This is a genomic window from Paenibacillus sp. FSL L8-0644 (assembly GCF_038008165.1).
In the GTDB taxonomy this organism is placed as follows: domain Bacteria; phylum Bacillota; class Bacilli; order Paenibacillales; family Paenibacillaceae; genus Paenibacillus; species Paenibacillus polymyxa_D.
This window is the reverse complement of record NZ_JBBOYN010000001.1, coordinates 4,614,371-4,636,744: the sequence shown is the minus strand read 5'-3', so window position 1 is coordinate 4,636,744 and position 22,374 is coordinate 4,614,371. Positions and strand designations below refer to the sequence as shown.

At 48.5% G+C, this 22,374-nt stretch carries 23 protein-coding genes; 19 read left to right on the top strand and 4 right to left on the bottom strand.

What is annotated here, in order from left to right; all coding sequences use genetic code 11:
* Positions 1 to 18 precede the first annotated feature (18 nt).
* The 5 genes from NSS94_RS21165 to NSS94_RS21145 all read left to right on the top strand — a co-directional run bounded on the left by NSS94_RS21165 (position 19) and on the right by NSS94_RS21145 (position 5,124).
* Positions 19 to 783 (top strand): GTP cyclohydrolase II, encoded by a 765-nt coding sequence (locus NSS94_RS21165; protein WP_029519329.1) that lies wholly within the window; start codon positions 19 to 21, stop codon positions 781 to 783.
* The gene (gene ribD, locus NSS94_RS21160; protein WP_029519328.1) at positions 780 to 1,880 is read left to right on the top strand and encodes a bifunctional diaminohydroxyphosphoribosylaminopyrimidine deaminase/5-amino-6-(5-phosphoribosylamino)uracil reductase RibD; all 1,101 of its coding nucleotides are present in this window, start codon (positions 780 to 782) and stop codon (positions 1,878 to 1,880) included. The genes NSS94_RS21165 and ribD overlap by 4 nt, the downstream gene beginning before the upstream one ends.
* A 430-nt stretch (positions 1,881 to 2,310) precedes the next feature.
* The gene (locus NSS94_RS21155; protein WP_341040043.1) at positions 2,311 to 3,171 is read left to right on the top strand and encodes a fibronectin type III domain-containing protein; all 861 of its coding nucleotides are present in this window, start codon (positions 2,311 to 2,313) and stop codon (positions 3,169 to 3,171) included.
* Positions 3,172 to 3,523: 352 nt separating this feature from the next.
* Positions 3,524 to 3,661, top strand: coding sequence for a hypothetical protein (locus NSS94_RS21150; RefSeq protein WP_341040042.1), 138 nt, complete (start codon positions 3,524 to 3,526; stop codon positions 3,659 to 3,661).
* Positions 3,662 to 4,005: 344 nt separating this feature from the next.
* On the top strand, positions 4,006 to 5,124 hold the full coding sequence (locus tag NSS94_RS21145) for a slipin family protein (protein ID WP_029519326.1): 1,119 nt from the start codon (positions 4,006 to 4,008) through the stop codon (positions 5,122 to 5,124).
* 60 nt (positions 5,125 to 5,184) lie between these two features.
* Here NSS94_RS21145 and NSS94_RS21140 read toward each other — a convergent pair whose 3' ends face one another.
* On the bottom strand, positions 5,185 to 5,598 hold the full coding sequence (locus NSS94_RS21140) for a chemotaxis protein CheW (RefSeq protein ID WP_029519325.1): 414 nt from the start codon (positions 5,596 to 5,598) through the stop codon (positions 5,185 to 5,187).
* A 275-nt stretch (positions 5,599 to 5,873) separates the two neighbouring features.
* Between NSS94_RS21140 and NSS94_RS21135 the strand changes: the two genes are divergently transcribed.
* From NSS94_RS21135 to NSS94_RS21070, 14 genes are all read left to right on the top strand, one after another.
* Positions 5,874 to 6,809, top strand: a complete 936-nt coding sequence (locus NSS94_RS21135; protein WP_023990386.1) for a sugar-binding transcriptional regulator — start codon at positions 5,874 to 5,876, stop codon at positions 6,807 to 6,809.
* Between the two features lie 209 nt (positions 6,810 to 7,018).
* Positions 7,019 to 7,681, top strand: a complete 663-nt coding sequence (gene deoC / locus NSS94_RS21130) for a deoxyribose-phosphate aldolase (RefSeq protein WP_341040040.1) — start codon at positions 7,019 to 7,021, stop codon at positions 7,679 to 7,681.
* A gap of 30 nt (positions 7,682 to 7,711) precedes the next feature.
* On the top strand, positions 7,712 to 8,107 hold the full coding sequence (locus NSS94_RS21125; protein WP_311080053.1) for a cytidine deaminase: 396 nt from the start codon (positions 7,712 to 7,714) through the stop codon (positions 8,105 to 8,107).
* 76 nt (positions 8,108 to 8,183) lie between these two features.
* On the top strand, positions 8,184 to 9,362 hold the full coding sequence (locus NSS94_RS21120) for a NupC/NupG family nucleoside CNT transporter (RefSeq protein WP_341040039.1): 1,179 nt from the start codon (positions 8,184 to 8,186) through the stop codon (positions 9,360 to 9,362).
* 32 nt (positions 9,363 to 9,394) lie between these two features.
* Positions 9,395 to 10,576 carry a phosphopentomutase gene (gene deoB / locus NSS94_RS21115; RefSeq protein WP_250240425.1) on the top strand — a complete coding sequence of 394 codons (1,182 nt, stop codon included), beginning with the start codon at positions 9,395 to 9,397 and terminating at the stop codon, positions 10,574 to 10,576.
* Positions 10,577 to 10,666: 90 nt separating this feature from the next.
* Entirely contained in the window at positions 10,667 to 11,374 is a 708-nt protein-coding gene (gene deoD, locus NSS94_RS21110) for a purine-nucleoside phosphorylase (protein WP_023990381.1), read from the top strand.
* 32 nt (positions 11,375 to 11,406) lie between these two features.
* Entirely contained in the window at positions 11,407 to 12,708 is a 1,302-nt protein-coding gene (locus NSS94_RS21105) for a pyrimidine-nucleoside phosphorylase (RefSeq protein WP_341040037.1), read from the top strand.
* Between the two features lie 134 nt (positions 12,709 to 12,842).
* A complete protein-coding gene (locus NSS94_RS21100) occupies positions 12,843 to 13,892 on the top strand; it encodes a leucine-rich repeat domain-containing protein (RefSeq protein ID WP_341040036.1) in 1,050 nt (349 codons plus the stop codon).
* A gap of 28 nt (positions 13,893 to 13,920) precedes the next feature.
* Positions 13,921 to 14,415, top strand: coding sequence for a hypothetical protein (locus NSS94_RS21095; protein ID WP_341040034.1), 495 nt, complete (start codon positions 13,921 to 13,923; stop codon positions 14,413 to 14,415).
* A gap of 116 nt (positions 14,416 to 14,531) precedes the next feature.
* A complete protein-coding gene (locus tag NSS94_RS21090) occupies positions 14,532 to 15,215 on the top strand; it encodes a hypothetical protein (protein WP_029519308.1) in 684 nt (227 codons plus the stop codon).
* Between the two features lie 353 nt (positions 15,216 to 15,568).
* The gene (locus NSS94_RS21085; protein ID WP_069011943.1) at positions 15,569 to 16,621 is read left to right on the top strand and encodes a sulfate ABC transporter substrate-binding protein; all 1,053 of its coding nucleotides are present in this window, start codon (positions 15,569 to 15,571) and stop codon (positions 16,619 to 16,621) included.
* Positions 16,622 to 16,700: 79 nt separating this feature from the next.
* Complete coding sequence (gene cysT, locus NSS94_RS21080; protein ID WP_103048302.1) at positions 16,701 to 17,534, top strand: sulfate ABC transporter permease subunit CysT; 834 nt, start codon at positions 16,701 to 16,703, stop codon at positions 17,532 to 17,534.
* Positions 17,535 to 17,586: 52 nt separating this feature from the next.
* Entirely contained in the window at positions 17,587 to 18,462 is an 876-nt protein-coding gene (cysW, locus tag NSS94_RS21075) for a sulfate ABC transporter permease subunit CysW (RefSeq protein ID WP_069011947.1), read from the top strand.
* Positions 18,463 to 18,624: 162 nt separating this feature from the next.
* A complete protein-coding gene (locus NSS94_RS21070) occupies positions 18,625 to 19,755 on the top strand; it encodes an aminotransferase class V-fold PLP-dependent enzyme (protein ID WP_341040032.1) in 1,131 nt (376 codons plus the stop codon).
* Between the two features lie 85 nt (positions 19,756 to 19,840).
* Here the strand turns inward: NSS94_RS21070 and phnE (NSS94_RS21065) are convergent, their stop codons facing one another.
* The 3 genes from phnE (NSS94_RS21065) to phnC are packed head-to-tail and all read right to left on the bottom strand — an operon-like array spanning position 19,841 to position 22,256.
* Positions 19,841 to 20,638 carry a phosphonate ABC transporter, permease protein PhnE gene (gene phnE / locus NSS94_RS21065; RefSeq protein ID WP_029519299.1) on the bottom strand — a complete coding sequence of 266 codons (798 nt, stop codon included), beginning with the start codon at positions 20,636 to 20,638 and terminating at the stop codon, positions 19,841 to 19,843.
* A complete protein-coding gene (gene phnE / locus NSS94_RS21060; protein ID WP_029519297.1) occupies positions 20,635 to 21,489 on the bottom strand; it encodes a phosphonate ABC transporter, permease protein PhnE in 855 nt (284 codons plus the stop codon). Before phnE (NSS94_RS21060) ends, phnE (NSS94_RS21065) begins: the two co-directional genes overlap by 4 nt.
* Positions 21,486 to 22,256 carry a phosphonate ABC transporter ATP-binding protein gene (gene phnC, locus NSS94_RS21055; protein ID WP_069011950.1) on the bottom strand — a complete coding sequence of 257 codons (771 nt, stop codon included), beginning with the start codon at positions 22,254 to 22,256 and terminating at the stop codon, positions 21,486 to 21,488. The genes phnE (NSS94_RS21060) and phnC overlap by 4 nt, the downstream gene beginning before the upstream one ends.
* Positions 22,257 to 22,374: the final 118 nt, after the last annotated feature.

The following is a 22,374-nucleotide window of genomic DNA, read 5'->3' as shown; positions in this document are numbered from 1 at the left end:
AAAGGATGGTGCAGAGAGATGAACCAAAAAGATGTAGCTACGCTACTTAACGATAAAATTCAAACTGTTCGTGGAGAACAATCTTCGACGATTTTGGTTGGACCGATCAAACTGCCAGTTAATTTGGAAGGGGAAACGGTTGTTTTTCAGTGGTACTGCTGGTTGCCTGTACGGGATGAGGAAGATCGTCAGGACTTACTGAATGCCACCGCTGAGACGATTGTGAAGCGATTGTCCACACTGGATTTGGCAGAGGGACAACAGTCAAGCGTTTTGGTGTACGGCGATCTCGAGCAGTCGGAAAATGCATTAGTTCGCATGCATAGTATTTGCCATACTGGAGATATTTTTGGTAGCAAGCGTTGTGATTGCGGATTTCAACTCCACCAGTCCATGAAAATGATCGTGGAACATGGAACGGGTGCATTGTTCTATCTGGCTAACCATGAAGGCCGCGGAATTGGTTTGTTTAGTAAAGCAATGGCTTATATTCTGCAGGAAGAAGGCATGGATACCGTCGAAGCCAATCATCAATTGGGTTTTGAAGATGATACACGCAACTATGCGGATGCCATTAGTGTGCTCCGTCACCTGAGACAAAAGCCGGTAACCCTGATTACAAATAATCCTAAAAAACTGGATGCCTTGAAAAAATCGGGTATGAATGTGGCGGGTCGTATGCCGCTCTGGGGCGATGTGTCGCAATATAATGAACGGTATTTAAATACAAAAGTAGAACGATCCGGCCATTTGCGGGATTCCGATCTCAGGGAGGTTCTATGACCACTCACGAAAAATATATGCGCCTGGCACTGGAAAATGCCAGAAGTGCTAAAGGGCAAACAGAACCGAATCCGCTCGTCGGATCAGTCATTGTCAACAACGGCCGTATCGTTGGGATCGGCGCTCATCTGAAGCCCGGCGAGCCACATGCCGAGATTCATGCGTTGCGTATGGCGGGTGAACACGCTCAGGGAGCGACGATTTACGTAACGCTGGAGCCGTGTTCCCATCACGGCCGGACAGGCCCGTGCGCGGAAGCGATTGTGAAGGCTGGTATTCGTCGAGTGGTGATTGCAGCGCTGGACCCAAACCCGCTGGTTTCCGGCAGAGGGGTACAGATTTTGAAAGATGCGGGCATTGAGGTCATTGTCGGCGTATGTGAGCAGGAATCCATCCGCATGAATGAAGTGTTCAATCAATATATCGTGAGCAAGCGTCCTTTTATTACGATCAAATCGGCAGTAACGCTGGACGGTAAAATTGCAACTCGAACCTCTGAAAGCAAGTGGATCACATCTGAGGCTGCACGGGAGGATGTGCATCGTCTTCGTCACGAGCATGTAGGAATCCTGGTCGGTGTACAGACCGTGATTCATGATAATCCTCAGCTTACGACTCGTCTACCAGAAGGACGGAATCCGATTCGTATCATTCTGGATAGTAAGCTTCGAATTCCATTGGATGCTCGTGTCATTACAGATGGGGAGGCTCCGACCTGGATATTCACAGGACGGGCCTACGATGAAGGCAAGCGAAGCCAGCTGGAACAGCTGGGTGTAAAAGTATATCCGACACAGGATGAAAACAGCGATCGGGTTAACCTGCCGCAAATGTTGGATATTCTGGGGGCAGCGGAGGTGTCATCGGTGTTCGTGGAAGGCGGAGCCGAAGTGAACGCTTCGTTCGTGCAGCAAGGGCTGGCAGACAAGCTGGTGCTGTATATGGCGCCGAAGCTGGTTGGAGGACGTGCAGCCCCGGGATTTCTCGGGGGAGAAGGCGTGTCTGCGATGAGCGATGCGGTGGCATTGCATGATTTGAGCGTGACACAGGTTGGTGTAGATTGGAAAATAGAAGGGTATTTTGAGCGGGGAAAATGAGTGAGTTGTTTTCGGGTGGAGGAGGCGCTTCGCGGAGAGGTTGATCTTCCGATCGCTGTTGCAGTGGGATTCTTCGGATTGTATGAGAGATTTAAAGGTAAGAATCCCACTGCAAAGGCGAACGCTTCCGCTTCTCCAGATTCAACCCCTTCGCTCCGCTGCCGCTCACCGCAAAGTCACTCTTTTTCCGAAATGTTGTGGAGCATGGGAAGGGCATAAGAAACTAAATACTCAAAAACTCAAAGGCTCAAAAACTTATAAATTCAAAACAGAGGATCTGAAGGGCTAAAAGGCCTGGAGGATTCTTTTTTTATATACTAAACGTTTATTAGGGTGAATGGTTAATGGGATGAATAACTCATAGGGTGAATGTCTTATGGGGTGAGTTTGAAAACATAATTACGCGAATGTCTACCACTGGATCTATAATTTGGATGCTGTAGGCAACATCGACCGCAGCATCACCGCTAATTCACCTATTTATGCCGTATTTCAAAAAAACGGTGTAAAAACTTATGTGCCCTACAATTTTACAAACCAGGTCAAAACGGTAACCTTCTCAGATGGGCACAGTATTACCATGCAGCCGAATAGCTTTAATGCCGGAAATGGAAGCGGCGGTGGCAATCCGCAGCCTGATACGGAGGCTCCATCCATCCCGGCGAATGTGCGAGTTACGACCAAAACGGCTTCGGCAGTCACTCTGGAGTGGGATGCAGCTACAGACAATGTTGGCGTTGCTGGGTATATCGTTTATAAGGACGGGGCACAGGCGGCAGAGATAAGCGGTATTTCCGCTTCAATGACAGGGCTAAATGCAGCTTCAACTTACAGCTTTACCGTTAAGGCTCGCGATGCAGCTGGTAACCTATCTGCAGCAAGCCATGCTGTATCGGTAACTACGGAGGCAGCATCTGGCGGTAATGAGGGTGGCGGAGAAATGGAGGATTATAAAGCAGGAGCTCGTTTTGTCAGCGATCGTGAAGCATTGCTTCAATTTACACCTAAAACAGCCTCGGCCTATGTTGACGTGCATTACACTTTAACGGGTGGACAACAGCTCAATTACCGAATGACCAACAACGGCGGTGTCTGGGAGCAGCGGGTAACAGACCTCGATATCGGGAAGGGTGTCAGCTATTGGTTTACCTATGAAAAGGCGGGATTGCAATACGAGACCCCTCCATTCAGCTATACACACCAGCAGATTGCCTCAACAACGACAGACGTTCCAGAACTTCCAGAACTTCCAACACCAGGCGCTGATCCCGTTTTCGAAAAAACATCCTAGTGGATCAGGCCTAAGATACGAACGCGACTAGTTAACTATAGAAAGAAAGACACGAGGGAAGCACATATGCTTCTCCTGTGTCTTTTTCGTTTTTTATAGGGTCGTAATACTTTCGCCATGTTCGCGAGTTCTAGATTACGCGATAATGATAAAGGCTGATACAGGAAGATATTACCGAGGCGCGGATTTCCAAAGGTCCCGCAGTGCCTGCCCTGATGGGGTCAGGTATCCTGTAAACTTGCGTATCCACCAACAATTAGGGTTCGATTCCCAATCGCCTTCCACGCGACTTCTGGTAGAGTATTCGAATGATCGAATAAAAACAATGAAAAGACCCGGATAAGAGCATCCCATGTCTGGTCTTGATGACAGATACCGGGGCGATGGCTATGTGGCCAGCGGATACCGGAGAGAGCAAGCACCGACAGGGCTCGAGGCTTCGGGGATACAGATTCACAGTCGATGTTGGGCTGATGAATCCCATCCTTAGAACACGAAAACAGGCGGTATCTTTCTTTTTCCTCAAGCTTGACCCCGCCGTTCACACCGGAGGGATGCTCTGCAAGGGTCCTAACCCTACTACAACAAATAAAAATAAAAAATCCTCATTTTAAAAGTGTGTTAATTTTAAGGCGGGCAGCTACGGAGCGGTCCATTTGAATCTGAAGAAGCGAAGCGTTCGCCTTTGCCCCTGAATTTTAACCCTATAAGGGGTTCATCAAATCCAAAAATTCAGGAGCAACAGCGATCGGAAGATCAAATGGATCGCGGAGCGCCACACGTAGAAAAAAGCACTCTTTTAAGTTGAGGATTCTAAATACTAGGAGTGATACGATGTTTAAGAAGATAACAATTAAATCCGATGAGCGCGGATTGCTGTTCAAAAAAGGAAGCTACCACAAATTGTTGCAACCAGGAACTTACCTATTGAAGACATTTCAGCAGGAAGCGGTTGAAATTTTGAATGTAGCCGAACCATTTTTTGTACCGGACCATGATATTCGTTTGTTTTTGACAGATCCCCTATTGCTTGAGCAATTGAATGTCATTGATGTAGAGGACCATGAATATGTGCTGCATTATGAGGATAATCGGTTTGTGGAGCTGCTGACGGCTGGGAAATATGCTTATTGGAACGTGCTCAAGGAACATCGTTTTGTTCGTGCAGATACTCGGCAGCCTGCAATTGATAAGGCATTGGGGCAAGCATTCTTGTCCAAGACACCGGGCTTCTGGAAGGCGCTTCAGGTGGGCAGCTATGAATTAGGATTTTTGTATTACGATAATGTGTTGCAGGGTGAGCTGAAACCGGGTAAATATTATTTCTGGATGTCCACGGTGAATACAGAGATCAAAACGATAGATATGCGACAACAGCAAATGGACTTGATGGGACAGGAAATCATGACAGAGGACAAAATTACGCTGCGCCTCAACTTCGTCTGTCAGTACCGTATCATCGACCCATTGCGGGCATTAGAATTCCGGGCATACGAGGAGCAAATGTACATTATGCTTCAACTGTTGTTACGCGAATACGTTGGCACGATGAAGCTGGATGATTTGCTGAAAATGAAGCAGGAGATTGCGGTATATGTTTTGACTCGACTGAATGAGCAGAGCGACGAATATGGAGTGACTTTTACGTCAGCAGGGGTGAAGGATATTATTTTGCCGGGGGATATCAAGGATATTCTGAATACGGTGCTGTTGGCAGAGAAGAAGGCACAGGCCAACCTCATCACACGACGTGAAGAGACGGCATCCACTCGTAGTCTGCTCAATACGGCCAAGCTGATGGACGAGAACGCCACTCTCTATCGTCTCAAAGAGCTAGAATTCATGGAAAAAATCTGCGAGAAGATTGGCACGATTTCGCTAACTGGCGGGAATACGTTGCTGGAGCAGCTGAACACGCTGGTTCACATGAAAGAGGGGCAGGGACTCCAATAACTGAAAATACTCCCGAACGATGAGTGCAAGCCGCCTCAAGGTTCGGGAGTATTTTGCGTTTTAGTTCGTCTTGGTGGATGCGAGAAAAGCGTCCATATCGATCACCGGAATGAGGGTACCCTGATGCTCCATCACGGTAGGGAACAACTCGCGCTGCCACTCTTCCTCATTGCTTTGTAGCTGACTGTCCTCGGCAGAAGCCGTGTCCTCCACCTGATCGACAAGCAGAGCAATCTTCGCACGGCTGAGCAAAATCATTTTGTCCTCGGAGGAATCGCTGGATGCAGGAAGAAGCAGTTTTTTGCGTAAATTAAGGATCGTAAATACATTGCCGCGAATAGTCACCATTCCTTCATGCCATGCTTCGGAAAAGGGAAGCGGAGTTCCCTTCTTAGCATTCATGACTTCTTCTACTTCCACAAAGTTTAAAGCGAACTTTTTGTCCGCTAGACTGCACACAATAAATTCAGACATAACAATTCTCCTTATCTATTCAGATGAGCCATCACAGGTTGTGATTGAGCGGTAAAATGGGTTAACTATTGCGTTTTGACAGATGGAACGATAAAGTTGAGGATGCGGTAAAATGGTTGTAGTTACTCACAGAATATCACAAACGAGCAGTTAAATCTTCCAAAATAACAACCATACGGCCAAGGCGTGGCTTCAAGTTTCCCTTCATATATCATGTTTGGGACTAAAGCTGTGTCCGATGGCACTACATTTTAAGATAAGCGGGTTGAGGTAGAGTGGATCATGAAAAGCAGCGATTAAGTATCGAAGCAGCCAGATTATACTATCTAAACGACTACAGCCAGCAAGATATCGCGGTCAGACTCGGGGTTTCGCGTCCTACGGTATCGCGGTTACTTCAGGCTGCCAAGGAACAAGGATACGTGCGGATTAGTATTGTGGACCCGATGGAGGATATGGACGCGCTCGGAGAGCAGGTGAAGAAGAAATACGGACTGGATACTGTGTTAGTCTGTTATTCGCCGTTAAATGAATATCAGGAGATCAAGAAGCATATTAGCAAAAAAGCAGCCGATTATTTGCATGAAACGGTACAGGATGCTGATATTATTGGAGTGACATGGGGAACAACCATGCATGCCGTGGCGCTTCATCTCCAACAAAAGCAGGTCAAGGGAGTTGAGGTGGTTCAGCTCAAGGGAGGCGTGAGCCATTCACATGTCAACACATATGCTGTGGAAACCGTGAATTTGTTCGCAGAAGCCTTTCATACCATAGCAAGGTATTTGCCGCTGCCTGTAATTTTCGACAGTCACGCCGTTAAGAAAATGGTCGAGGAGGATCGGCATATCCAGCGTATCATCGAACTTGGCAAGCAGGCGAACATCGCGGTGTTTACGGTGGGGACGGTCAAGGAGGATGCGTTGCTGTTCCGATTGGGTTATTTTAACGGGGAAGAGCAGAAGCTACTGCAAAGAATTGGCAAGGGCGATATTTGCTCACGCTTTTTTGACGCTGAGGGCAACATATGCAGTCAGGAAATTAACAGCCGTACCGTTGGGATTGATTTGCCTGATTTGCGAAAGAAGGAGAAGTCCATTCTCGTCGCTGGAGGCCAGCGCAAAGTGGAGGCCATTCGGGCATCGCTGCGTGGCAAGTATGCGAATATCTTGGTGACGGATCAGTTTACGGCACAAGCACTTTTACAATAGAGCAAGTCGCCTCCATCCAGCAAAATACACGGTTATGGCGTGTGCCTACAGGGTAATATGAATGGTAGGTGAACGCCTTATGTACAAGCGTGAACATAATTTCAAAATGTGTTTTACATATGTTCAAAGCCGTGCTATGATGATCTCATCACAGAGAAATAAAGGACTTTTGTCTTCACACTATTTATCTAATGAAGGAGCTTTTAGATATGAACATTGCAGCATTAATCGACCATACATTGTTGCGTGCAGATGCGACGAAGGATGAAATTACTAAATTGACTGCCGAGGCAAAAAAATATCAGTTTGCTTCTGTATGTGTGAACCCGGGGTGGGTAGCTTATGCAGCAGAACAGCTCGCAGGCACAGACGTAGCCATCTGTACAGTTATCGGTTTCCCGCTGGGAGCGAGCACGTCCGCAACGAAAGCATTTGAAACGAAAGATGCTATTGCTAACGGAGCGACTGAAATTGATATGGTTATTAACATAGGCGCTTTGAAGGAACGTGATGTACAGCTCGTCGAGCAGGATATCCGTGCTGTCGTGGAAGCAGCTGCTGGTACACTGGTAAAAGTGATTATCGAAACCTGCCTGCTGACTGACGAAGAGAAGGTACTGGCATGTGAGCTGTCCGTCAAAGCGGGGGCGAATTTTGTCAAAACCTCGACAGGCTTCTCAACAGGTGGAGCTACTGTGGGAGACGTTGCCTTGATGCGCAAAACAGTAGGGCCTGAGATTGGTGTAAAAGCTTCTGGCGGCGTACGCAGTCTGGAAGACGTGCAAAAATTAGTAGAAGCTGGCGCAAGTCGGATCGGTGCAAGTTCCGGTGTGAAAATCATCGAGGGCGAGCAGTCTACATCTTCCTACTAAGTTCATTTTAAAGTCATGGAGGGATTCGCAATGAAGGATCAATTGATTCAGAAAGCGCTTGAGGCGCGTAACCAGGCATATGTTCCGTATTCGAATTTTCAAGTGGGTGCTGCGGTTCTCGGAAGCGATGGCACGATTTATCACGGATGTAATGTGGAAAATGCCTCCTACGGCTTATGCAATTGTGCAGAGCGGACAGCGATTTTTAAAATGGTATCCGAAGGCTGCCGGAAAATTGATTCGATTGCGGTTGTAGCTGATACGGAAGGGCCTGTGTCTCCATGTGGAGCCTGTCGTCAGGTCATTTCCGAATTTGCTCATCAAGATACCAAAATTTATCTGACAAACCTTCATGGCAACACGGAAGAGTGGACGGTGGATCAATTACTACCGGGTGCCTTTCGACCTGCGGATCTGGGGAATTAAAAAAAAAGAATGCCTCTTTGGGGCGCGTTCTTTTTGTGGGGAATGTAAGCGCTTAATGTAATAAGGGGGAAATTAAATGAAATATGTAATCGCTCTGGTGGGATTGCTTGTTGTATTTGCACTTACTTACGTTGCTAGCAGTGACAAGCGCAAAATCAGGTATCGTCCGCTGGTGGTTATGGTTGTGTTGCAGGCGGCGCTAGCTTTTGTATTGCTGAATACAGGGATTGGTGAAATTCTAGTCAAAGGTTTTGCAAAAGGGTTTAAAAGTCTGATTGATTATGCTCTGGAAGGGATTAACTTTGTATTTGGCGGAATTGCGAATGAAGGAGCAGCACCGTTCTTTATCGGTGTACTGCTGCCAATCGTGTTCATATCCGCGCTGATTGGTATATTGCAATATGTAAAAGTGTTGCCTTTTATTATTAAATATATCGGGCTTGTCTTGAGCAAAGTAAACGGAATGGGTAAACTGGAATCCTACAACGCTGTAGCTTCGGCTATCTTGGGTCAATCCGAGGTGTTTATTTCCGTTAAGAAGCAAATTGGTCTGCTGCCAAAACATCGGTTGTATACGCTGTGTGCGTCTGCGATGTCTACGGTGTCCATGTCGATTGTGGGAGCTTACATGCAAATGTTAAACCCCAAATATGTGGTCACAGCTTTGGTATTGAACCTGTTCGGCGGCTTTATTATCGCATCTATTATTAATCCGTATAAGATTGAGAAGGAAGACGATTTACTGGAGGTTCAGGAGGAAGAGAAGCAGTCCTTCTTCGAAATGCTCGGAGAGTATATTATGGACGGCTTCAAGGTCGCTATTACGGTAGCTGCGATGCTGATCGGTTTTGTGGCGCTGATTGCCATGGTTAACGGGATTTTCTCCTGGTTGTTTGGAATCAGCTTCCAGGCGCTGCTTGGATATGTGTTTGCGCCTTTCGCTTTTGTCATGGGTATTCCGTGGAACGAAGCTGTTCAGGCGGGCAGCATTATGGCTACCAAACTCGTATCCAACGAATTTGTGGCCATGCTGGATCTGACCAAGCAAACAGGCTTGTCGGAGCGCACGGTCGGGATCGTATCGGTATTCCTCGTATCCTTTGCTAACTTCTCATCCATCGGTATCATTTCCGGGGCGGTGAAGGGGTTGCATGAAAAACAGGGAAATGTGGTAGCCCGCTTTGGTCTGAAGCTGTTGTACGGGGCAACGCTAGTTAGCGTGCTGTCGGCAACGATTGCAGGGTTGTTTTTGTAAAAAAAACAGCGAGTCAGGAAAGGATTTTTATAATGTCTAAATTCAAACGGATTCACTTGGTGGTTATGGACTCGGTTGGTATCGGCGAAGCGCCGGATGCTGCCCAGTTTGATGATTACGATGTAGATACGCTCGGTCATATTGCCCGCGAACGCGGTGGTCTGAAGATGCCGAATATGGGTAAGCTCGGTCTGTCCAATATTCGTTCCATAGAAGGAGTGGCAGCGGCCGACAAGCCGCTCGCGTATTACACTAAGATGCAGGAAGCGTCCAATGGTAAGGATACGATGACGGGTCATTGGGAAATCATGGGTTTGAATATTGCAGTTCCTTTCCGTGTATTTCCTGATGGGTTCCCGGATGAGCTGATTCAACGCATTGAGGAGCACACAGGTCGCAAAGTGATTGGCAATAAGCCTGCTAGCGGAACGGAAATCATTGATGAGCTGGGCGAAGAACACGTGAAAACTGGAGCGCTCATCATCTATACCTCGGCGGACTCTGTGCTGCAAATTGCAGCGCATGAGGAAGTTGTACCTTTGAAGGAGCTCTATGAGATTTGCGAGTTCTGCCGTAAAATCACGCTGGAAGATCCGTACATGCTGGGTCGCATTATTGCACGTCCGTTCGTAGGCGAGGCAGGGAACTTCTCCCGTACCTCCAATCGGCATGATTATGCGCTCAAGCCGTTTGGTCGCACTACCATGAACGAGCTGAAGGATGCAGGTCTGGATGTGATCGCCTTGGGTAAAATCTCCGACATTTATGACGGTGAGGGTGTGACGAAGGCGGTGCGTACAGTGTCCAATATGGACGGCATGGATAAGCTGGTGGCTACGCTCGATGAGGATTTCACCGGATTAAGCTTTCTGAATTTGGTGGACTTTGACGCTGTATACGGTCACCGTCGTGATCCGCAGGGATATGGTCAAGCTTTGGACGATTACGATGCGCGTTTGCCAGAGGTTTTTGCCAAAATGACCGATGACGATCTGCTGATTATCACTGCAGATCATGGGAATGACCCGACGTATCGGGGAACGGATCACACCCGCGAATATGTACCTTTGCTGGCATATTCCCCGCGTTTTACAGCTGGGGGCAAGGAGCTTGCAGTTCGTAAAACCTTTGCTGATATTGGAGCGACTGTAGCGGATAACTTTGGTGTAAAACTGCCTGAACACGGAACGAGCTTTTTGGCAGAGCTTCAGTAATCAAAGACTAGCAAGAGTACAAGCAAGATTACTAGTAACGATACAAATAACGATACAAGCATGGACAAATGAGACGGAGGAATAAAAAACATGAGTGTACACATTGGAGCCAAACCCGGAGAGATTGCAGAAACAATTTTGCTGCCAGGAGACCCGCTACGGGCGAAATTTATTGCTGAAACGTATCTGGAGGACGTGACCTGTTACAACGAGGTTCGCGGAATGCTCGGATTTACGGGTACGTACCAAGGCAAACGCCTGTCTGTACAGGGAACTGGGATGGGGCTGCCTTCCATCAGTATTTATGTCAACGAGCTAATTAGCGAATACGGTGTGAAAAACCTGTTCCGCGTGGGTACATGCGGCGGAATGAAGGAGCATGTGCACGTTCGTGACGTCATTTTAGCACAAGCATCCTGTACGGATTCCGGTATGAACCGCCATATCTTTGGCGGCTACGATTACTCGCCGATTGCCAGCTTCAATCTATTGAAGGGCGCTTATGATCGCGGTGTTGCCAAAGGCTTGAACATGCATGTCGGTAATGTATTCAGTTCAGACAGCTTCTACCGTGATGACAAATCAGTGGTACAAAAGCTGATGGAATACGGCGTGCTGGGTGTAGAGATGGAAACTTCGGCTTTATACACGCTGGCAGCCAAGTTTGGCGTAAACGCACTGACGATTCTGACGGTAAGCGATCATTTGCTGACGGGGGAAGAAACGACCGCAGAAGAACGGCAAACAACCTTTAAAGAAATGATGGAAGTTGCACTGGATACAGCAGTATCTCTGTAAACGATCATACGCACAGTGAGGAGAAATGACATATGAGAATGGTAGACTTGATTGAGAAAAAACGTGACGGAAAAGAACTGAGTACGGAGGAAATTAATTTTATTATCCAAGGCTACACTCAGGGTGAAATTCCCGATTATCAAGTCAGTGCATTGGCAATGTCCATTTTCTTCAAAGATATGACTGAACGCGAACGCGCTGATCTGACGATGGCGATGGTTCATTCGGGTGATACCATTGATCTGTCCGCGATTGAAGGTGTAAAGGTCGATAAGCATTCTACTGGCGGTGTGGGTGATACAACAACGCTGGTACTGGCTCCGCTCGTAGCGGCCTTGGACATTCCGGTAGCCAAAATGTCAGGCCGCGGCCTCGGACATACCGGAGGAACAATCGACAAGCTGGAAGCTATTGAAGGCTTCCACGTCGAAATCAGCAAGGACGAATTTGTGGATTTGGTAAATCGCAGCAAAATTGCGGTCATCGGACAAAGCGGCAACCTGACACCTGCGGACAAAAAGTTGTATGCCTTGCGTGATGTTACGGCGACGGTCAACTCGATCCCGCTGATTGCCAGCTCGATTATGAGTAAGAAAATCGCTGCCGGCTCCGATGCTATCGTACTCGATGTAAAAACAGGTGCAGGCGCATTTATGAAAACTGTAGATGATGCCAAAGCACTGGCACATGCCATGGTGAGCATCGGTAACAATGTGGGTCGCAAAACGATGGCAGTCATTTCCGATATGAGTCAGCCGCTGGGTCTGGCCATCGGGAACTCACTGGAAGTAAAAGAAGCAATTGATACGCTGCGCGGCGAAGGACCCAAAGATCTGGAAGAGCTGTGTATGGCTTTGGGCAGTCAGATGGTATTTTTGGCAGGGAAGGCAGATTCCCTCGAAAACGCCGAAGAGAAGCTCAAAGAAGTCATTCGTAATGGCAAAGCACTGGAAAAATTCAAAGAGTTTATTGCGAATCAGGGCGGTGACGCTTCTGTAGTGGATCATCCTGAACGCTTGCCACAAGCACAGTATCTTATTGAGGTGCCTGCGAAGCAGGACGGTGTGGTAGCTGAAATCGTGGCTGACGAAATCGGTACCGCTGCGATGCTGCTTGGAGCAGGACGTGCGACCAAAGAATCCGAGATTGATCTGGCTGTCGGCTTGATGCTGAACAAAAAGGTCGGGGATGCTGTTCAAAAAGGCGATTCACTGGTTACCATCCATGCGAACCGTGAAGATGTAGCTCAAGTACTGGAGAAAATCTACGCGAACATCCGTATTGCGGATCATGCGGAAGCGCCAGTGCTAATCTACGGAACAGTGACAGAGTAAGCGATATGCCCTATTTATAAAGTCGTATTGGGTGTCTTTGATCAGGTTTGAAAAATATGACAGCTGGACTCATAATAGATATGAGTTCGGCTTTTTTTATTGTAAGGCCGAGGGCAACACAGAGGAGGAGAGACATGTTCAGATTATACAGCGATGTCCGGGGAGCAGCCTATGAAAGACTGATTGATTATGCTATGGAACGGGCAGACACGTTTATGTTGGGCATACATAAATGGGCGACAGAGGATGAGAATGGTGTGATCGACCAGGATGTCCTGTTCAAGGAATTGTTACAGCAATTGAATCCTTTTTTGCTGTCCACACACTCTTATGAGGAAATTAGGGGCATCCATTCCATTGCCTACACACAAGGAACATTTTACCGATACCAGTGTGCGCCCGAGGCAGGGGGACTATTAAAGCAGGCGGCGTCCAGTTTGTTTTCCTGGGTACATCCCCAATTACCCGAGGATTTGTGCTTCCAGAATGCGGATGGAGAGGATTGGATCATTAACATAGCTCACGAACGAATAGGTAGACTAAACATGGCTAAAGAAGAAGCGGTTGAATTGGGGAAGCTTATCCCTGGTGTGTTTATTCACCAACCTGAATATCATCAGAATATAGATGTTTTTCTGGACGATGCTATTCGGCATCAACCGGATCGAGTAGAGATTATGCGGTTTGGCTTGAGGGAGATACCGGAACGGATTAGAGAATTGTATTCCTTGAAACATCTGACCATTTTCGAGCAGGATATACGAACACTACCGCATGCTTTGTTCGAATTGGAATCGTTGGAGTCACTAACGATACAAGTAGCTGATTTGGAAGAGCTACCCGCTGACATTGCCAAGCTGACTCAACTCAAAAACCTGAGGATCAGCTGTGGATGCTATGATCGCCCGGCACCAGATGTCAAAGTAATTCCCAAAGAGGAGCTGGCATTCCGGCATTTGCCTCCTGAAATCGGAGAGCTGCAACAACTGGAGTATCTGGATATCCAGTATAGCGGAATCCGTACGTTGCCTCCTGAAATACAAAACCTGAAAAATCTACGCTCTTTGGACATTGTGAACGGATTCATCGAATCGGCACCCGATTTTATATATAAAATGACTTGGCTTGATCGCTTCCTTATAGAAGATAAGCCGTTCCATCTGTGCAATCACAGTGACGACTGAAGGATAGATAAGAAAAGGAGGAAATCAAATGGTGGAGAAATGGGTTTGGATGGGGGTTGCAGGGGCAATTGTGGGTTATGCCACTCTTGCCAATATATCGACTACCATGCATAGTACATCATCGGTGAGTCAGGAGCACCCGGCTGCTCCGTTAAGTGCACAGAGTGAGAATGGGAGCGCAGCGAAGCGTATTGTACATGATCAAAGAATGCATTTTGAAGGACAAGGCGGAACGAACTTTAAATTTGAAGAGGGGCGCAAGCTGTACATCAGTATCAAGAATGTTGGAAAGCAGCCCATACAATACAAGCTCAACAGTTCGAATGGATCGGACTTGCAAGGTACAACGAGCGGATTTTCCAGTCGAACGTTGCAGCCAGGAGAACGCCATGATCTGCTGTTTGTAAAGCCAGAAGGGCAGGATGAAGCAGCAAATGACTCCTTAAAAGAGCTGATTTTGAAAGTAAGTACGGACGATGGATCGCAAGGAAGCGTTAAAACCTTCGCCTATATCACACTGTAAGCTCCTTCCAGAAAGGGCACGACATGCGGTCATTAGTCTACTTATGTTACAATAGAACGGTTGAAGACTTAATGAACAGAATAGGTCAGAGCAGAAAGCAGAAAGGATGACCCGTTGTGCCCATAAACCATGAATTCGGTAATCAAAAGATGTCACGGAGGCTGTCACTCACAGCTATTTTACTTACACTTACTTTTGTAGCACTTACTGGCTGTGGTCAGGATAAGAATGCTGAAACCATTGATACTGGAAGCAGTACAAGCGTGATCGAGAATGGAGCCGGTGGTAATCGTAGCGGTTCAGCCCAAAATGACAAAGCAGCGAAAGAGAGCGAGAGTGCAGAAAACAGCGATACTGATGCACAAAAGTTAGCTCCTTCGGCTCCAGCTGCTTCATCGGATACTTCTTCTTCTCCGGCAGCCTCCAATCCATCGCAAAATCCATTTGAGGTAGCAGGTATTCAAGATCCTAAAGCGTTTTTGAACACGTTCAAAGCGCTGCAGAAGGCAGTTGCCGACAATGACAAGGAGAAAGTGGCCGATTATATTTTGTACCCTCTGCGTGTTAATGATAGTGAAAAGTCGTTAACGATTCCGAATAAGAAAGATTTTATTGCCAAGTATGATCAGATTTTTACGGACGCGATTCGCGAGGCGCTTGTGAATCAAAAGACAGATGATTTGTTTGTTAATTATCAGGGAGTCATGGTGGGATCAGGTGAACTGTGGTTGAGAAGGGCTACGGACAATCCGAAGCTTTTTGGAGTCTTTTCGATTAATCTTGAAACGGTTGCCAACTAAGTCGTACCCCGTGTGTAAATGACCTCTAAACGGTCGGAAACATATACAATGTTTCTGACTGCCCCCCTTAAAGAAAGAAAAGTACAGATAATGCATACCAAAAAAAGGTTTGACATCACTCCTAAACTCTCGTATTATATCCGTATAACTCATTAAACAGGTAGGAATTAAAGAATTAAAGTTTGATCTCGCCATTTTGGCGGAGAACCTCTAGGAACAGCAGGCAGACACTGTCCACACGACAGGTTTGACCTAACAGGGCTGCATCAGGGAATTCTCCGCTCTTTTTTTAATTATGTCTGTAAATAACAGGCGTAAATGAATACAAATTACATAGAATTCGGGGTGTCTTGATGAAGAGGCAATGGAAAAGTGGACTTATTCTCGGACTATCTTTGGTTTTAACGATGATGCTAAGCGCTTGCGGGGCAAGCAAGGGAGGGACGGAGGTAGATGGTAGCTCTGCTGCCGTGGAGTTGCTCAATGTTTCTTATGATCCGACCCGTGAGCTGTATGAGGCATATAATAAAGCATTTGCCGCCCATTGGGAGAAGGAGAAAGGACAGAAGGTTACGATTAAGCAATCTCACGGAGGATCTGGCAAGCAAAGTCGTTCTGTGCAGGACGGGCTGGATGCGGACGTGGTCACTCTGGCTCTGGGCTATGATATTGATGCGCTACAGGAAAAAGGACTCGTTCAAGAGGGATGGCAAAGTAAATATGAGCATAACAGCGCCCCGTACACTTCAACCATCGTGTTATTGGTACGCAAAGGGAACCCGAAAGGGATTAAGGACTGGGACGATTTAATCCGTGGCGATGTGCAAGTCATTACACCGAATCCTAAAACTTCGGGTGGAGCACGTTGGAACTATCTTGCAGCCTGGGCTTATGCGCTCAAGAAGAACAATAATGATGAAGCCAAGGCCCAGCAGTTTGTACAGGAGCTGTATAAGCATGTGCCGGTATTGGATAGCGGAGCACGTGGAGCGACAACGACTTTCGTAGAGCGTGGAATTGGCGATGTGCTGATTGCATGGGAAAATGAAGCACTGCTCTCGGTGAAGGAGCTGGGTGCGGATAAATTCGATATCGTATATCCATCGATCAGTATATTAGCTGAACCTCCGGTAGCAATAGTCGATAAGGTGGTAGATAAAAAAGGTACACGCGAGGTAGCGGACGCGTACCTGAAATATTTGTACAGTGAAGAAGGGCAGACCATTGCTGCTGAAAATTATTATCGCCCAACATTGGAGAGTGTGACGGCAAAGTTCAAGGATCAATTTCCTAAATTGGAGCTCGTAACCTTGAAGGATGTATTCGGGACATGGAAGGAGACGCAGCAGAAGCATTTCAGCGACAAAGGCATTTTTGACCAGATTTATGTACCCGGCAGTTCATAAAATAGGTGGACTGTGTAGACGATTGGATTGGTAGCCGCGAGTGTCATAGTGAATGAATTCAGAGAGGGATGGACAGAACATGAGTCAAGTGCAAGCCACTCGAAAACGCGTACTTCCCGGGTTCGGGTTAACAATGGGTTATAGTGTGCTGTATCTCAGTCTGGTGGTGCTGGTGCCTTTATCGGCACTGCTTCTGAATTCAACTGGACTGACGTGGGAGAAATTTTGGGACGTGGCGACTGATGTCAGGGTGCTGGCTTCCTACAAGGTTAGCTTTTTGTGTGCCGCGGCTGCGGCGCTGATCGACCTGTTTCTCGGTTTATTGATAGCCTGGGTGCTAGTGCGTTATGAATTTCCGGGGAAACGAATTTTTGATGCGGTGATTGATCTGCCCTTTGCTTTGCCTACTGCGGTAGCGGGGGTTGCTCTAACTGCCCTATATGCGCAGAACGGCTGGATCGGTTCGTTGTTCGAACCGCTTGGATGGAGGATGGCGTACTCACAGACGGGGATTACGCTAGCATTGATGTTTATTGGCATTCCGTTTGTCGTACGGACAGTTCAGCCGGTGCTGGAGGAACTGGACAAGGACGAGGAGGAGGTCGCTGCTACGCTGGGAGCTGGCAGATGGCGTATCTTCTGCAGCGTTATTGTGCCGGAGCTGGTACCACCGCTGCTGACGGGTTTTGCGCTCGCCTTTGCCCGTGGCATTGGCGAGTACGGCTCTGTCGTCTTCATTTCTGGCAATATGCCGATGAAGACGGAAATTGCTCCACTGCTCATAATGTCCAAGCTGGAGCAAAATGACTATGCAGGAGCTACGGCGGTAGCATTGATGCTGTTGGTGATTTCATTCGTGCTGTTATTCGTGATTAACAGCATTCAGCGCTGGTCACGGCGCCGTGCAGTTTAACGTTAATATGCAGGGCTGCGCATAATACCCGCGTTCTAAGGAGGGATACACCATGTCACAAGCAATAACTGGGCAGGAGCTTGCTTCTGCACCAGTGCCTTCATCTGCACCGCCCAACAGGGTCACAACCGAAGCCCCTTGGGTGAAGTGGACGCTGATTGGTGCTGCTTTTTTAGCTTTGCTCTGGGTACTGGTATTGCCGCTAATCGTCGTGCTTACCGAAGCGCTCAAGCAAGGATGGGGCGTCTACGTCGAAGCGTTACGGGACCCAGATGCCATGTCTGCATTGCGGTTGACGCTGCTGGTGGCAGCGATAACGGTACCGCTGAATACGGTATTTGGTGTAGCTGCCGCTTGGCTGATCACGAAATTTCAATTTCGCGGCAAAGGCTTACTGGTCACCTTGATTGATTTACCCTTTGCCATCTCTCCTGTCGTTGGAGGGCTGATGTATGTATTAGTGTTTGGTGCACAGGGCTGGCTTGGACCGTGGCTGGACGAGCATGATATTAAAATTATATTTGCTTTGCCTGGTATTATTTTAGCGACGCTGTTCATCACCTTTCCATTTGTGGCGCGAGAACTCATTCCAATGATGGAAGATCAGGGACAGCAAGAGGAAGAAGCGGCGGTCACGCTGGGCGCGCGCGGTTGGCGCATTTTCTGGAAAGTGACGCTGCCGAACATCAAGTGGGGTCTGCTGTATGGCATCATTTTGTGTAATGCGCGAGCCATGGGTGAGTTTGGTGCAGTGTCCGTCGTCTCTGGACATATCCGGGGAGAGACGAACACACTGCCGCTGCATGTGGAAATTTTGTATAACGAATATCAGTTCTCGGCATCTTTTGCGGTGGCCTCGTTATTATTATTACTTGCTCTGGCAACCTTGGTGCTTAAAAGCTGGTTTGGACGCAAACGCGTGCATTAACTTATGATTTTGTATATGATCCCTTAGGGCCTCTCTTTGCGTCTATCGTCTGTTAACGGCGAGAAGATGGGAAGAGAGGCCCTTGTTCTAAGGTGGCTGATATGGATAATAAAATGATCATATCAAGGCACGTTGGTGTGCCCAGGAGGAGCGAAGGGAAAAATGAAACAGCCGTTTCAGTCCTACCGTCAGCTGTTTCCAGTGCTGTCCTCACATATCCATGTAGGGAGCTGTTCCCAAGGGGCCGTATCGAGGCCGGTTTCCGCTGCCATTGAGGAATATCATCGAAGTTTGCTGCAACACGGTCATAACGGTGATCTGTCTATGGCACGTTTGGAGGAGGCTAGAGGGCATTTTGCCAAGCTCATCGGGGCGGAGACTGACGAAATTGCGGTCCTGTCCTCAGCCTCTGAGGCGATTGCCGGGGTGGCCACAGCCCTTCCTTATGTATCGGGAAAAGAAGGCATTGTGTATGCGGACACCGACTTCCCGACAGTGGGACACATCTGGCAGGCACAGGAGATGTTCCGTGATCACATCTGTTGTATCCCCTCCATCGAGGGAGAAGTGATAATAGAACAGTATGAGGAGCATGTTACGGAGAAAACTGCGCTCGTTATGGTGTCACAAGTGAACTATACCAACGGATTTCAGCAGGATTTAAAATCCATTGCAGATATAGCTCACCGAAATCAGGCGTTGCTGTTTGTGGATGCCTATCAGTCTGTAGGGATTATTCCAGTGGATGTAAAGGCAATGGGCGTAGATATTCTGGTCGCTGGAGCACGCAAATATATGCTTGGAATTCCGGGCGTGGCTTTTCTTTATGTAAGCAAGGATCGAATAGACCGCTTCAAGCCCCGTCTTACGGGCTGGCTTGGGCAGGAGCCCGCTTCCCGGTTTGATATTGCTCACCCGGTTCCGGCGGCGGGAGCCCGACGCTTTGAGACGGGATTGCCTTCTTTCATTAGCATTTTTGCCGCCAATGCGGCCTTAAAGCTGCTGCTGGAGATTGGAGTCACGAGTATTCAGGCCTATATGAGTGAGTTGTTGGATTTTTCCGTTGAACATGGACGGCGCAAAGGGTTACACATACGTGTACCTTACAGGGGAGGCACATTACCAAGCCTGCTCGCTGTTGAAGTAGCCGACGTGTCGGCTGTAGAGAGGCGATTGAGAAGCCAAAATATGATCGTTTCAGCACGAAAGGATGTTATCCGTGTGGCTCCGCATTTTTACAATACGGCTGAGGAAGTCCGACGGGTTATAGATGAATTGGCAGGGAGATGTTGAACGACAAAAGCCTCTTCCGAGTGAATGGGAGCATAACATGTCCCTTTTTACACAGGAGAGGCTTTTTTGGCGTTTAGAATTCTAATTATACGATTCGTTTGCGCAGCCAGCCGGAAATCAGATCCGTCAAAATGATCAGGACCACGATGCCGAGCAAGATAACGCCTACGCGGTTCCAGTTGCGCATTTGGAGTGCAAACAGTAGCGGAGTACCGATACCACCTGCACCGACCAGACCAAGCGTGGTAGCAGAACGGATATTAATTTCAAAACGGTAAAGCGAATACGAAAGAAACTGTGGAATCACCTGCGGTAGCACGGCGAAGAAAATCACCTGCCAACGGTTGGCACCGCACGCGATCAAAGCTTCCTGGGGCCCGTGATCGACACTTTCAATCGTTTCCGAGAAAAGCTTCGCCAGCATGCCGATGGAATGAATGCCGAGGGCAAGCACACCCGCAAACGAGCCGGGGCCAACGGCTTTGATAAACAAGATGGCGACGATCATTTCGGGAAATACCCGGATGACACTAAGTACAAATTTCCCGCTACCCGATAAGGGACGCAGACGGGTCATATTGCTGGACGCCCAAAAGGCGAACGGAAGGCAGACAAATGCGGACACGAAGGTTCCGAGCACTGAAATGACCAGCGTATCCAGCAACCCGCGCAGCAAATCCTCTCCCTCAGGGATGTAGACGAACGACCAGTCGGGATGAAGGAAGCCGTCCAATATAGCGACAGAGACACTTTTGGCCGTTCCCTGTAATCCTTCAAACTGCATCCCGCGAAAAGCCCAAATATAAATGATGATTAGCAGAATAGCTATCGCCCATAGGCGCAGGCGGGAGCCCATAGGTCTGCGAAGCGTAGGATCATTCATAATAATTTCCTCCGTAGCAGGTTACTGCCGTAATCAATCGCAAGGACGATGACGAGGGTCAGTAGAATAATGATGCTTGCCCGATCATATCGGAACAGCCCCAGAGAACGGTCAAGCAACAGACCGATACCGCCAGCGCCAACCAGGCCCAGAACGGAAGCCGCGCGCACATTGACCTCAAAGGTATACAGCAAGTACGACACAAAATAAGGCAGAGCCTGCGGAACCACACCAAAGGCGATGACTTGGATGCGGCTCGCGCCAACAGCAGTCATGGCCTCCAGTGGTCCGGGATCAATGGCTTCAATCGCCTCAAAGGTCAGCTTGGCTATAATGCCAAAGGAGAAGAAGAGCAGGGCGAGCATCCCTGCAAACGGCCCGATGCCGAATACCGCCACAAAGATCGAGGCGAACAGCAAATCGGGAATCGTCCGTACTAGATTCAGGATCGTGCGCATCGGCAGCGAAATCAGCTTGCGCGGCATTACATTATAGGCACACAGCAACGCGACAGGGATCGCCAATATGGCTCCCAGTGTCGTGCCGACAATAGCGATCTGGATCGTTTCCAGCATCGGTTTCCAGATGGTAGGCAAGTAACTCCAATCAGGAGGAAACATTTCCTCCAGCAATTTGCCCATCTCCGGTAAGCCAACGATCAATTGGTAAGGCGTGGCATCCGTATGAATGGAGCAGGCTACCAGCACTACGATAAAGATCATCCAGGTGGCGTAACGCTTATAGCGTCCTGGCAAAGGTGGCCCTGCGGGCGGCTTACTTGGCTGCGGCGGTCCAGCATGCGGTGACGGTTGCGTCGAAGAGAGCGGCTGGGCAGTAGAGTCGGGCTTCATGATCCCACTCCCAGCAGCTCATCATGCTTGATGGCCCGGCCGTAGATCTCCGCAAATGCCTCATCCGTAGCCTCCTTCGGTGTGCCGTCAAAGACCACTTCTCCGGCGCGCAATCCGATGATCCGCGTTGCATATTCGCGCGCGAGATCAATGAAATGCAGATTGACGATGGTCGTAATCTGCATTTCACGGTTGATCCGCTGGAGGTCATCCATCACCTGGCGGGTGGTCAGCGGATCCAGCGACGCGACAGGCTCGTCCGCCAGAATGATTTTAGCCTCTTGCGCCAGAGCGCGGGCGATGGATACGCGCTGCTGTTGGCCACCGGACAGTTCATCTGCCCGGCTGTAGGCTTTTTCGCGGATGTTCACGCGCTCCAGCGCTGTTAGTGCCAGTTCGATATCCTCCTTCGGGAAGAGGCCGAGAATGGTTCGCAGCGTCGAATGATAGCCGACACGGCCGGAAAGTACATTGCGGAGCACCGTCGAACGCTTAACCAGATTGAAACTTTGAAAGATCATGCCGATGTCACGGCGAATGCGCCGCAGCTCGCTGCTTCCAGCAGACGTGACGGACCTGCCACCCACGACAATATCGCCGGACGTAATGTCATGCAGTCGGTTAATGGAACGCAGCAGGGTAGACTTACCTGCACCGGATAAGCCGACGATGACGACCATTTCTCCCTCCTGAATCGTCAAATTAATATTGTTCAACCCTTTGGTGCCGTTCGGGTATGTTTTCGATACGTTACGGAATTCGATCATATGCTCCCAACTTTCTCCCCCGATGGGGTGGAATGAAAACAACACCGCCATGAATACATGGACGGTGCTGCCCTGTCATTCGTAAAGCCTGTTTCGTAGCTGTTACTTCATTACAGTA

What these genes read in the sequence shown, in the direction of transcription:
- NSS94_RS21165 (WP_029519329.1), top strand. Translation starts at nt 19, where the DNA reads ATGAACCAAAAAGATGTAGCTACGCTACTTAACGATAAAATTCAAACT.
- ribD (WP_029519328.1), top strand. Translation starts at nt 780, where the DNA reads ATGACCACTCACGAAAAATATATGCGCCTGGCACTGGAAAATGCCAGA.
- NSS94_RS21150 (WP_341040042.1), top strand. Translation starts at nt 3,524, where the DNA reads ATGTCTGGTCTTGATGACAGATACCGGGGCGATGGCTATGTGGCCAGC.
- NSS94_RS21145 (WP_029519326.1), top strand. Translation starts at nt 4,006, where the DNA reads ATGTTTAAGAAGATAACAATTAAATCCGATGAGCGCGGATTGCTGTTC.
- NSS94_RS21140 (WP_029519325.1), bottom strand. Translation starts at nt 5,598, where the DNA reads ATGTCTGAATTTATTGTGTGCAGTCTAGCGGACAAAAAGTTCGCTTTA.
- deoC (WP_341040040.1), top strand. Translation starts at nt 7,019, where the DNA reads ATGAACATTGCAGCATTAATCGACCATACATTGTTGCGTGCAGATGCG.
- NSS94_RS21125 (WP_311080053.1), top strand. Translation starts at nt 7,712, where the DNA reads ATGAAGGATCAATTGATTCAGAAAGCGCTTGAGGCGCGTAACCAGGCA.
- NSS94_RS21120 (WP_341040039.1), top strand. Translation starts at nt 8,184, where the DNA reads ATGAAATATGTAATCGCTCTGGTGGGATTGCTTGTTGTATTTGCACTT.
- deoB (WP_250240425.1), top strand. Translation starts at nt 9,395, where the DNA reads ATGTCTAAATTCAAACGGATTCACTTGGTGGTTATGGACTCGGTTGGT.
- deoD (WP_023990381.1), top strand. Translation starts at nt 10,667, where the DNA reads ATGAGTGTACACATTGGAGCCAAACCCGGAGAGATTGCAGAAACAATT.
- NSS94_RS21105 (WP_341040037.1), top strand. Translation starts at nt 11,407, where the DNA reads ATGAGAATGGTAGACTTGATTGAGAAAAAACGTGACGGAAAAGAACTG.
- NSS94_RS21100 (WP_341040036.1), top strand. Translation starts at nt 12,843, where the DNA reads ATGTTCAGATTATACAGCGATGTCCGGGGAGCAGCCTATGAAAGACTG.
- NSS94_RS21095 (WP_341040034.1), top strand. Translation starts at nt 13,921, where the DNA reads ATGGTGGAGAAATGGGTTTGGATGGGGGTTGCAGGGGCAATTGTGGGT.
- NSS94_RS21085 (WP_069011943.1), top strand. Translation starts at nt 15,569, where the DNA reads ATGAAGAGGCAATGGAAAAGTGGACTTATTCTCGGACTATCTTTGGTT.
- cysT (WP_103048302.1), top strand. Translation starts at nt 16,701, where the DNA reads ATGAGTCAAGTGCAAGCCACTCGAAAACGCGTACTTCCCGGGTTCGGG.
- cysW (WP_069011947.1), top strand. Translation starts at nt 17,587, where the DNA reads ATGTCACAAGCAATAACTGGGCAGGAGCTTGCTTCTGCACCAGTGCCT.
- NSS94_RS21070 (WP_341040032.1), top strand. Translation starts at nt 18,625, where the DNA reads ATGAAACAGCCGTTTCAGTCCTACCGTCAGCTGTTTCCAGTGCTGTCC.
- phnE (WP_029519299.1), bottom strand. Translation starts at nt 20,638, where the DNA reads ATGAATGATCCTACGCTTCGCAGACCTATGGGCTCCCGCCTGCGCCTA.
- phnE (WP_029519297.1), bottom strand. Translation starts at nt 21,489, where the DNA reads ATGAAGCCCGACTCTACTGCCCAGCCGCTCTCTTCGACGCAACCGTCA.
- phnC (WP_069011950.1), bottom strand. Translation starts at nt 22,256, where the DNA reads ATGATCGAATTCCGTAACGTATCGAAAACATACCCGAACGGCACCAAA.